6 protein-coding genes, 1 other RNA gene and 3 pseudogenes are annotated in these 11,171 nt (G+C 63.5%); 2 read left to right on the top strand and 8 right to left on the bottom strand.

All coding sequences use genetic code 11. From position 1 onward, the window contains the following. Positions 1-53: 53 nt before the first annotated feature. Positions 54-2,495 carry a type III secretion system effector XopK gene (gene xopK / locus XpopCFBP1817_RS16835; protein WP_425479126.1) on the top strand — a complete coding sequence of 814 codons (2,442 nt, stop codon included), beginning with the start codon at positions 54-56 and terminating at the stop codon, positions 2,493-2,495. A gap of 77 nt (positions 2,496-2,572) precedes the next feature. Here the strand turns inward: xopK and XpopCFBP1817_RS16830 are convergent. The 7 genes and pseudogenes from XpopCFBP1817_RS16830 to XpopCFBP1817_RS16800 form a co-directional block, all read right to left on the bottom strand. Further along, a non-coding RNA gene (locus tag XpopCFBP1817_RS16830) (sX9 sRNA) lies at positions 2,573-2,649 on the bottom strand. Positions 2,650-2,697: 48 nt separating this feature from the next. Next, the gene (locus tag XpopCFBP1817_RS16825) at positions 2,698-4,539 is read right to left on the bottom strand and encodes a glycoside hydrolase family 35 protein (protein ID WP_128417991.1); all 1,842 of its coding nucleotides are present in this window, start codon (positions 4,537-4,539) and stop codon (positions 2,698-2,700) included. 42 nt (positions 4,540-4,581) lie between these two features. Then, entirely contained in the window at positions 4,582-6,927 is a 2,346-nt protein-coding gene (locus XpopCFBP1817_RS16820; protein WP_128417990.1) for a GH92 family glycosyl hydrolase, read from the bottom strand. A 137-nt stretch (positions 6,928-7,064) separates the two neighbouring features. Then, positions 7,065-8,528 (bottom strand): glycoside hydrolase family 125 protein, encoded by a 1,464-nt coding sequence (locus XpopCFBP1817_RS16815; RefSeq protein WP_128417989.1) that lies wholly within the window; start codon positions 8,526-8,528, stop codon positions 7,065-7,067. 288 nt (positions 8,529-8,816) lie between these two features. Then, positions 8,817-9,155: pseudogene (locus tag XpopCFBP1817_RS16810) on the bottom strand (family 4 glycosyl hydrolase); the annotation flags it as partial. Positions 9,156-9,200: 45 nt separating this feature from the next. Then, positions 9,201-9,419, bottom strand: a complete 219-nt coding sequence (locus tag XpopCFBP1817_RS16805; protein ID WP_244171214.1) for a hypothetical protein — start codon at positions 9,417-9,419, stop codon at positions 9,201-9,203. A 32-nt stretch (positions 9,420-9,451) separates the two neighbouring features. Beyond that, positions 9,452-9,811: pseudogene (locus XpopCFBP1817_RS16800) on the bottom strand (TonB-dependent receptor); the annotation flags it as partial. Positions 9,812-10,079: 268 nt separating this feature from the next. On the opposite strand from XpopCFBP1817_RS16800, the gene XpopCFBP1817_RS16795 reads away from it, so the two are divergent. Then, positions 10,080-10,367: a hypothetical protein gene (locus XpopCFBP1817_RS16795; protein ID WP_128417988.1), complete on the top strand. Its 288-nt coding sequence runs from the start codon at positions 10,080-10,082 to the stop codon at positions 10,365-10,367. Positions 10,368-10,445: 78 nt separating this feature from the next. Here the strand turns inward: XpopCFBP1817_RS16795 and XpopCFBP1817_RS16790 are convergent. Continuing rightward, positions 10,446-10,932: pseudogene (locus tag XpopCFBP1817_RS16790) on the bottom strand (recombinase family protein). Positions 10,933-11,171 lie beyond the last annotated feature (239 nt).

Raw genomic sequence — 11,171 nt, 5'->3', positions numbered from 1 at the left:
CTGATTTTTTGAAGGTATGGTCATCATCCAGTGCGTGTCACCACGGCTACGACTTGGTTGTTCGAGGTGCCCTAAAGAGAAAGTCGTTTAAGAGCACGTCCGGCTCCGCTCATGCATCCAAGCGGAAAGATTGCGAAAATTCCATGGCCGAAATTCAGGAGGCCGAAGCGGCTTACGACGTATTCGTCGTTGCCAAGTATCTTGCCGATCCTCTGCATGGCACCGCAGACAATACGTCCGAACTGATCGCGGAAGTGCCCAATTCGGGCGAACCTAAACAGTCCCCGGAGGCCGACCAACCTGTTCATTCAGACGAACACACGCCGATCGATCACACCCAAGTTTCGGCAGACCATCAGACTCAGCCCGGTATCGACGCAGGGCACTCTGTGGACCCGCATCCGATCGAGCCTGCAGCGCACGAGAGCCTGCTGAACACGCTGGCTGAGGAGGGCGGGCCGGGAGGCGCTGCCGACCTGGCAATGAGTTTGAGCATCAATGGCGCCATGCTGCCGCTATCGGGCCTTGCAATCTACGCCGCCTACAAAGAAACCCGCGAAGTGGCCGAACAGCGCGGTGTCCTGCGGCAACGCAAACGTCAACTGCAGTCGGAGAGGGCGTTGCTGCAACCTGTGCCGGAGAGCGGCCCACTGGCGGCAGCTGCAGGCGCTCGGATCCATGCCTTGAGCGATGCGATTGATACAGTTGCTTACCAACAACAGCGCAACGCACGTGATGGCGCCATCGCGGTGACCTCAATGGCGTCTGCCAGCGTGATCTTTACCAAAGCCACGACTGAGCTCGGCATCCAGGGCGGGCTGGCACTCGGCGCTAAGAGCGCAAATGCTGCTGGCTTGATCAGCCACAGCACCGCTGCAGCAGGCGCTGCATCTGCGGCCGGTATTGCCGGCACATTTGTATTGGCTCCGCTGGCAAGCGTCGCGGCCACTGCGCTGGGCGGTACGTTTCTGCACCAGTCACGCAAAGAGAAAACGCGCGTCGTTGCCGATGTGGCGCGTGTTGAAAACTTCCTGAAACAGCTGGAACCAGGCGATCTCAGCCCTGGCGCGCAACGCTACCAGCACTTTTTGAGCACCAAGCTGGCCCAGCGCAGCGGATTCGCTGGCAGCTTCAACAGCTGGAACAAGGGCTTTGTCGTTGGCGGTGTCACCTACACGGCCAGCACCTTGACCAAAACCGGAGTCAGTACGGCTGTTTTGCTTGGTGCAACCACCGTGGCCGGGCCAGTGGGCACCGGTTTGGTGGTCGGCGCCGGTCTACTGGGTGCGGTCACGATGGGTGTTGGTGGCCACCAGTTCCTGCTGGCGCATGGCAAGCAAAAACGCTATCGCAGGTACGAGACTGCGGACATGCCGGGCGTGGACCGGGCATTGCTTGCCGTAGCCGACCTGCTGCCCACGACCGAGGTGGGCGTCGCTGCTGCACAAGGGGAATTGGACTCGCATGGCACAACGCCCGTCAGTCACGGTACCCAGGAAAAGGCATCGCACACCGGTGTAACGAGCGGCGCTGGCGACCCGCTGGTGTCTGATGACGTCATTGCCTACTCAACCGAACAGGCGGTGGCTGCCCAATCGGCAGCGGCGAGCCAGGCCTCGCCTGCAGCCGACGAGGCGTCAGCCGCTACGGAGCCAACTGCTGCCGTTCCGCAGCATGGATTCGAACTGCGCAGCGCGCTATACGCCTATATCGACGGTCAGGAAAAAGCACGGGATGTGCTCTTGCAGAGCTGCGCCAACGACATCCAAAAACGCTACCGTGCAGTGCCTCGCTCTACCGACCAGAGCAAGGCAGCTGGTCAAGCGACCCAACAGGCCTCGCTCAAGAAGCGGACCAAGGCGGCGCTTTTTGCAGGGGCGACCTATGGGCGTGCCGTGCTGAGCGGCAAGCCCCGCATCGCCAGCGAGAAAGCCGCGCGAAGCTATGCAAAACATACCGATACGTTGACCGAAACAGCGTTGAGCCAGTGGCTGCAGACGCCAGGATCGGTCAAACCGCAGATTGCGTACATGCAATGTTGCCTCGAGTTACAAAAGAAGTATCTCGACGCGAAACTGCGGTCGCGGGTAGAGACTGCCAGTGGTGCAATCCCCGACACAGAGACCGCCACCACCGCTAAGCACGCACAGGCACGCCTGGCCACGCAACTGCGTGAAGCGCGTGAGCGCGACGAATTTCAGCTGCGATCCGTCAACCTGATGTTGGAAGAGTTGGGTATGTCAGAGGAGGAGCTGGAAAGTTCAGACATGAGAAAAATCCAGCGAGCAGAAAATAGGATGCAGGGGCTGCAGCAGCGCCTGGTCGGTGTGTTGACTGCCAACGCCATCGCGCCGAAGCCAGGCAGTGCGGGCTTTGCGCATTTCTGTATGAAACAGGCCCGTCAGCACACTACCGATGTGCGCGGCACATTGCTGGCAACCGAAATGCAGGCCGCACGCATCCGCGAAGGTGCTGCCGCTGCCGCAACGTCCTAGGTGTTCAGTGCTTGAGAGATCTGCGGCCGTGGCGCCTTTAGCAGTGAAATGCACACGCGCGCTGCCACGGCTAAAGTGGCCAACAAAAGGTAGCGAGCAGTCGCCAGGTGGGTGCGGACGGCGCGCTCGGAGCCGGTGTGTAAGAGTGGTAGATGCCGTTGCGAGCACCGGCCGCGCCCACCTGGAGGGGTGTTAGCCGCTCTTAGTCCTTCGGCGTGATCCACACCTGCTGCTGCAGCCCGCGCACGCTGGGCTTGGCGGTGCTGTCCAGATCGAACACCACCACGGTGTTGTCGCCCTTGCGCTGGAACGGGGCCGGGAAATACAGCGCACGTTGCGCGCCGATGTTCCAGTGGCGGCCGAGGTTGACGCCGTTGGCCCAGGTCACGCCCTTGCCGAAGGCGCGCATGTCCAGATAGGTGTCGGTGGGCGTGCCGATGCGCAGGGTGCCGCGATGGAAGGCCGGGCCATCGACGTGATTGCGGGTCCAGCCGCGCAGGCTGTCGGGCGAGCGCATCGGCAGCGGGAAGGCCTGCCAGCCGGTGAGTTGCTGGGTGTCCAGCAGCACCGGGTCGACCAGGCCGGCGCGGCCGTCGGCCATGCGTGGGCCATAGTTGATGCGGCCGCTGTTTTCGACCAGCACATCCAGTGTGTGTTGGCCTGCAGGGATATCCACCGGCGTGGAGACCTGCTGCAAACGGCGTTCGACGCTGCCAACCGGTTTTTGATCCAGATACACCCGCGCCACATCGCGCACATCGCCCAGATACAGTGCGCCCTTGCGCGGGCCGGTGACGGTGGTGCGATAGAGGATGTAGCCGTAATCCTGGCCGTAGTGTTCCATCGGCTGCGGGGTGTCGATGGCGATCGGTGCGGGCAGGTTGTCCCACAGCGAGGCGGATTCGCGTAACTGGGTTTCCGGCAGTGCCGCGATCGCGATCGGCGCCGGCAGCGCGGGCGGCTGCACGCCGGTGACGCGGGCGATGGCGTCGCGCATCAGCGCAAACTTGGGCGTGGGACGGCCGGCTTCGTCCAGGATGGCGTCGTAGTCGTAGCTGGTGGTCTGCGGCGCGTAATGGTCGCTGGGATTTCCCTGGAAATTGGCGCCATTCATGAAGGCGAAACTGGTGCCGCCGATGAACATGTAGAGATTGGCCGAGTGGCCCTGGCGCAGGATCCACTGCAGCTCTTCGGTCTGTTGTTTGGCATCGGTGCTGGCGTGCGGCTTGCCCCAATGGTCGAACCAGCCGGCCCAGTATTCGCCAACCATGCGCGGTTGGTCGGGGCGGAACTTGATCAGTTTCTCAAATGCGCTCTTGGCCTCGCCTGGCGCAAAATTCACCACCGCCAGGGTGTTTGGCAAGGTGCCGTTGGCGAGCATGTCGGCGCCGTCGGAGGTGAACAGCAACGCGTCGTCGAAGCCGGCCTTGACGTACAGGGCGCGGTTGTCGGCCATGTAGGCATGGTCGTCGTCGTAGGAGCCGTATTCGTTCTCCACCTGCACGGCGATGATCGGGCCGCCGTTGTGATTGAGCAGCAGGTGCACCTGCTTGGCGACAGCATCCAGATACGCCTGGCTGGCGGCGAGAAAGCGCGGGTCGCGGCTGCGCACGCGGAGATTGTCCTTGCCGAACAACCACGCGGGGTAGCCGCCGGCCTCCCACTCGGCGCAGGTGTAGGGGCCGGGCCGCAGGATCACGTTGAGGCCCTGCGCGGCGGCTTCGCGCACGAATGCGGCCACATCGTTGTTGCCGGAAAAGTCGAACTGACCTTGTTGCGGTTCGACCAGATTCCAGAATACGTAGGTCTCCACCGTGTTCAGGCCGAGTGCACGTGCCTTCTGCAAGCGGTCTTTCCAATATTCGCGCGGAATGCGCTGGAAATGGATGGCGCCGGAGAGAATCTGATACGGCTTGCCGTCGCGCACGAACTGCGTGCCTTGCGTGCCGAACGTGGGCCAGGGCTCGGCGGTAGCGGCAGCAGCGGTGACGGGGAGCGCGAACGCGAGGGCCAGAACGAGGGGGCTGAGGGGAGTGCGCAACATGGGCGATTCTCGGCGGTGACGAGTGACGTGTAAAAACAAGCATCAACTAAACGAAGGCGGCAAATCCTCCTTGTTCGCGCCAAAGGCCGGATTCGGTTTGGCACCCATCGTAAATTCCAGCGTGCCGCCAGCGGCCAGATCGGCATGTCGCATCCAGCTGCGGTTGATCGGTTTGCCGTTCCACTGCAGCGATTGCACATACACATTCTGCGCGCTGCTGTTGCTGGCGAGAATGCGCAGCGTGCGGCCGTTGCCGACATCGAGTTCTGCGCGCTTGAACAGCGGGCTGCCAAGAATGTAGTTGCCGCTGACCGGATCTACCGCGTACAACCCCAGCGCACTGAGCAAGAACCAGGCGCTCATCTGCCCGCAGTCTTCATTGCCGGACAGACCATTGCGCGCATCGTGGTACTGCTCGCGCAGCAAGCGGCGCACCATCGCCTGGGTCTTGTACGGTTGGCCGGCATAGGCGAACAGATACGCCACGTGATGGCTGGGTTCGTTGCCGTGCGCGTATTGGCCGACCAGACCGTCGATATCCGGCGGCGCATCGGCGGGGAGTTCGGAGCTGGTGGAAAACAGTTCGTCGAGCTTGGCGACGAAGCCGTCGCGGCCACCGTACAGGTCCATGTAACCGTACAGATCGTGCTGGTTGAGGAAGGTGGCCTGCCAGGCGTTGGATTCGGTGAAGTCGCGCCATTGGGTGAGGTGGCCCATGCCGCGCGGGTCGAACGGTGTGGCCCAGCTGCCGTCTTCCAGGCGCGCCTGCACAAAGCCGCTGTCGCGATTTAACACGTTGCGGTAATTGCGCGAGCGCTCGCGCAGTGCGCGGGCGTCGGCGTTGGCGCCCGCGGCTTGGGCCAGGTGCGCGCAGGCCCAATCGTCGTAGGCGTATTCCAGCGTGCGGCTGACCGCTTCGTCCACCTTGTCGGCGGGGATGTAGCCGAGCTTGCGGTAGTAAGCCAGGCCATGCGTGGTGTCGTCCATCGCGCGTTTGCGGTAGGCGGGCCAGGCGGCTTTGTAGTCGATGCCGGTGAAGCCCTTGGCATGCGCTTCGGCCAGCACCACCGCCGAGTGGTAGCCGATCATGCAGCCGGTTTCCACGCCTTGCAGCGGCCAGATGCCCACGCCGTCCGGGCATTCGTTGGCGCCACGCACCAGGCATTGCACCAGGTCCGGCACGCGCTCGGGCTGCACCAGGGTGAGCAGCGGGTGCGCGGCGCGGTAGGTGTCCCACAGCGAGTAGGTGCTGTAGTTGTGATAGCCCTTGGGCGCGGTGTGGATATTAAGATCCATGCCGCGGTAACGGCCATCCACGTCGCTGAAGAGCGTGGGCGCGAGCAGGCTGTGATACAGGCCGGTGTAGAAGATACGGCGTTGCGCGTCGTCGTCGCTGTCGATACGGACGCGTGCGAGTTCCTTTTCCCACGCGGCCACGGCGTGCGCATGCACGCGGGCGAAGTCGAAGTCGGGCAGTTCCGCATCCAGATTGGCCAGCGCGTTGTCGGCGCTGACGGCGGAGATGCCGACCTTGACCAGCAGCGGTGCCTCGGAGGCGTCGGGGTAATGCAGTGCGGCTTTAAGATGCACGCCGTCGATACTGCGCGTGCCTGCGGCCAGCGCTTGGTCGTCGTTGTATAGCTGCACCTGCTTGAACGGCCGCGACAGGCGTATGGCGAAATAGATGTAGCGCCCCTGCGCCCATTGATAGACACGCCTGCCGCCGGTGAGCGTGCGTTCGTCGACCACACGCAGGTGCGCGTCGGTGATGCGGGTGGGAATGCCGGGTTTGTCCTGCATGCCGTGGCACAGGTCCAGCAGCACGTGCGCCGGCTTGCCCTTGGGAAAGTGATAGCGGTGCAGACCTGCGCGCGCGGTGGCGGTGAGTTCGGCATGCACGCCGCTGTCCTTGAGCCGCACGCGGTAGTAACCGGGCGAGGCGGCTTCGTCGCTGTGATCGAAGCGCGAGCGGTAACCGGTGTCCGGTGCGTCGAGCGCGCCGGGCACCAGCTTCACCTCGCCGGTGGCGGGCACCAGCAGAACGTCCAGCATGTCGCCGATGCCGGTGCCGGACAGATGCGTATGCGAAAAGCCCATGATCGAGCCGTCTGACTCGTGGTAGCCCGAGCACGAATCCCACACGGCGTTGTAGGTGTCCGGGCTCAGCTGCACCATGCCGAACGGCAGCGTTGCGCCGGGGAAGGTGTGGCCATGGCCGCCGGTGCCGATGAAGACATCGACATGGCGGGAGAGGTCGGCGCGGGTGCGCGCATCGGCCGGGAGTGCGTAGTTGCCTGCGCGTGCGCGGGCAAGCCCTGTTGTTAGCGCACCGCTACCGAAAAGTGCCGCTGCGATGGCGCCTTGGAGAAAACCGCGTCGTGTTGCCATGTGGTGTGGTCTCTGATGTCGCGAGGTGGGTGCGCCGTACCCTCATCCGCCCTTCGGGCACCTTCTCCCGACGGGAGAAGCGAAGATCAAGAGCTTTGCGGTCCCTTCTGGGAAGGAAGATCGAGCGTCTTGCAAAATCAGCAACTGCGCAGCAACTGGGGTTTGCGTTGGTGCAGGTCGATGATCAGTTCGCCGAACAAGGTGTTGGCCCAGGCGAACCAGTCGCGGGTGAAGGTGCTCGGGCTGTCCTTGTCGAAGGCTTCGTGCATGAAGCCGGTGCCGGCATGCGTGGTCTTCAGCCACTGCAGGCATTGGCGCAGTTGTGCGTCGTCGTCGCTGACCAGCGCGTACTGGATGATCGACATCGGCCAGATCGTGCCCATGCCGCTATGCGGGCTGCCGACGCCTTCGGCTGCACTGCCGCGCGAGAAATACGGGTTGCGTTCGCTCCAGGCCAGTTGGCGGGTGCGCAGGAACACCGGGTCGGCGCGGTCGCAGCAGCCCAGGTAGGCCAGGCTGAGCAGGCCGGGGGCGTTGGCGTCGTCGATGAATAACTGGTTGCCGTAACCGTCCACTTCGAACGCCCAGTACGCCTGCCTGTCGGCATCGCGTTGCTGGCCGAAGGTGTGCGTGGCGGTTTCCACTTCATCGGCCAGCGCGGTGCAGTCGGCGGCAAAATCGGTGTCGCGATGCAGCTGCGTGCTCATCGTCGCCAGCTGGCGCAGCGAGGTCACCGCGAACAGGTTGGCCGGCACGAACAACGGATACACGCAGGCATCGTCGGAGGGGCGGAACATCGAGTGGATCATGCCGTTGGGTTTGGTCGGCTGGCCGTAGCCTTCCAGTACCAGGGTTTCGGTCGCCAGCGGCGAGGGCCGCTGGAACACGTAGGGGCCGCGAGTGTCCTTGCGCTGCTGCTCGCGGAAGGTCTTGACCACCACGTGCATGGCCGCGCGCCAGTCGTCGTCGAACGGCGCGCTGTCGCCGGTGGCGCGCCAGTATTCGTGCGCGATGCGGATCGGGTAGCACAGCGAGTCCACTTCCCATTTGCGCTCGCCCACGCCGGGCTTCATCTCGGTGATGTCGTTGAGCGACCACTTCAGGCGCTGGGTCTGGCCATCGGGCAGGAAGGCGTTGGCATACGGGTCGAGCCGGATGCAGGCGGCCTGGCGCTGGATCAGGCCATGGAACATGCGCCGCAGCGCGGGGGCGCGCCTGGCCAGCGGCACATACGGGTGCAGCTGCGCGGAGGAGTCGCGCAGCCACATCGCATGGATGTCGCCGGTGATGACGAAGGTGTCCGGCTTGCCGTTGCGGGTACCGGTTTCCACCGTGGTGTCGAGCGTGTTGGGGTAGCAGTTCTCGAACAGCCAGGCCAGCTCGGGGTCGGCGATGCGCGATGTGATCTGCACGATCTGCTGCTCCACCGCCTTGCTGACAAACCGGCGCTGCGCCTTGGGCGGACGCTTGCTGACGAACGCGCCGGCAGCCGTGGAAGTGCAGGCAGCGGGGGGAGCGGCGAAGGCGGGCAGTGCGCCGGCCAGCAAGCCGGCGCCCGCGCTGGCGCCCAGCAACTGAAGGATGTCGCGGCGGGTGTGCATGACCTGGAGGCTCCTTGGGTTCGGCATGGGGCCTGCACGACGGGCACTGCTTCATCAGCCGCGTGACCCGCTAACTGACGATGAGACCTATGCATGACCAATTTCCGATGACCATACAACGTGTGCGCCGAATGTGCCTAGTGCGTTCGCACAATTCGGCGCCGTATGGGGGGCTGCGGGCGAGAAGCGCTCCGAACAGGCGTACGTCAACACCCGGCGACACAGCTCACCCGTCAACCAGCCGCATGCCCGCGCCTGCGACGGACCTGCGCAGTGGCTATCGTCGTGCTAATGCCCGAACAACTTTCCCAGCCTGCGCCGCGACGGGCTCACTCGCCGATCGCCGGGTGGATCAGCATCGCCTTGCAGGCGTCCAGATGGCTGCATGGCTGCCGCGGAGCGCGGCCTCGATTGCGGCGTGTTCATAGGCCTTGAACGCGCACACCAGGCCTTGCACAGGGGCCTGCAGTGGTGCGGCCATTATCGGCACGATGCGGTCGCGGTCGATGTCTGCGGCGATTTCCACGTTGTCGTCGTCGGTCAGCTCGGCCATCGCGCCCTGGTTGCGCACATTGGCCACGTGCCGGCCGGGGGGGGGGGCGCGCCCGTCAGCGCGCTCATCACCGAAGCCGGCATCGAATGCGTCGCCGGCGCCGGTGGTGTTGCGCACCTTCACGGCGGCTGGGCGATCGGGCGGGCGCCAGCAGCGTCGATGACCATCGCGCCAATGGCGCCGAACTTGATCACCGCCTGGCGCAGGCCGAGCGCGCGTGCCCAGGCCAGGCAGGCATCGGCGCCGTCGCCGCAGCCCATCAGCGCGGCTGCTTTCACCGCGCGGTCCTGCGCACCGGTCGCACCGAGTACGCGCGCGTTGCAACCCAGCCGCGCCAACGCGCAGGCGGTGATGAGCGTGCCGCCGCCTAATAGGTGCCGGTGAAGATGCCCAGATCGCCGAGCGTGGCGGTGCCGTCCACGCCAAATGAGGGAATGTTGCTGACCTGCGCCAGCAGTGCAGGCGTGAGTTGCTGATACGGCAGCGGACCGCCGCCGCAGCGCACACACGTGTTGCCGGAATAGGCGTAGCTGTCCTTGGTGAATTTGTCTTGCCGCCCGTCGATTCCGACATGGTCGGGGCGGTCGTTGTTGCCGAAGCTGTAGAACAGGTTGGGCAGGAAGGTTCAACCGCCCGCGGTCTTTTTTGCGCCGATCTGGACGGTTGCCAGGTCGGCGATTTCCAGGTTGGTATCGTACCAGAAGCGCGAGGCGATGCGGCCGATATGAGGGTCGGCAGGGATGCGTGTAAAAAAACAGCAAAAAGTGAGCTAACTTGCTGTCAGCTAAGAATTTTTCATGCATTCCTGCCGACCCCCTGAAACGGCTAGTTGCCGGTGTGTTCTGGCGCACTGAACGCAGTGCACGAAACGCTCCACGCAGCAGCGAAGCCCAGATGACCAAGTGCGTAATTGCAGCGCGAAATCAGAAGTTCCCACATCGCGCTTATCGGCGCATATCGACAATCATTGCGTCACCCCGCATCGAGCAAGAGACGCTATGAATGACTACGGTTCTTATCGCTATCTGCCTGCCGATGGTTGGTACGCCACCTATCCCCAACGCACCGATGCCAATGAAGAGGAGCGCATCTTCCAACGTGTGGCGTTATGGCGGGTGGCCCCGCATGGAACGATTGTCGGGCTGATCTCGTCGTCCGACAACAGCCAGGACGAGATCGAGTCGCAGCTTCTCAGCGCGCCGCGCGGACAAGGAGTCCACTACATCCACATCGATGACTTGACCAAAGAAGAACGCGAGCAGATCCGCCACAGACGTTTCATTTGATCGCACCTGCTACGTCTGCTTCCGTCCGATGTCGCACTGGTCGCCTGTCCCTTGACGACAGGCCTGGGCCTGGCCTTGTCACCAACTGCCCAGCCGACGGTCAGTGGGGGCCAGTGTAGCGATCGCCTGAAGAGTGTCCGGGCTAGCACTTGGGCGTCCCCCGTTGCGTGCACGCGAGCGAGTGGCCTGCAGGCCGGCGCGCGTTCTCTGCACCATCAACCGGCGCTCGAACTGCGCAATGGCGCCGAAGAGATGAAAGACCCGTTCACCGGAGGCACGTGTCGTGTCCCAGCGCTCATTCAAGCTTTCAAGGCCGACGTCCGCCGCGCTCAGTTGATCGACAAGACCAACCAGCTCCTTCAGCGAGCGGCCCAACCGGTCCAGGCGCCACACCACGAGCACGTCACCGCTACGCGCAAAACTCAGGGCTTCGGCCAAGCCGATCCGCCCTCGCGCCGCTGGCGGTGTCCACGTAGATCCGCTCGCACCCGGACATTGTCAGTGCGTCGCGCTGCAGGTCGAGGTTCTGATCGTCCGTCGAGACGCGCGCATACCCGATTTTCATACCCCGGAGTCCGTCAACTCGTAAAATGCAACGATAGACGGAAGATGAATAAAAGACGAGAAAAAAATACGCAACTGCTCTTGTTTCCACGCGATGCTGTGATCTTCAGCGATAAATGGCGTGAAAATTCCAGCGCTATTTGCCCATGATGCAATTTCAGTCACTTAAAGGAGCCTCTAAAAACCCCAGCAATCTGCCATCATTGACTTGACGCCCTGCCAGCGGAGAACGACAGACAT

The organism is Xanthomonas populi (genome assembly GCF_002940065.1).
In the GTDB taxonomy this organism is placed as follows: domain Bacteria; phylum Pseudomonadota; class Gammaproteobacteria; order Xanthomonadales; family Xanthomonadaceae; genus Xanthomonas; species Xanthomonas populi.
This window is presented reverse-complemented; position numbering and strand designations above follow the sequence as displayed.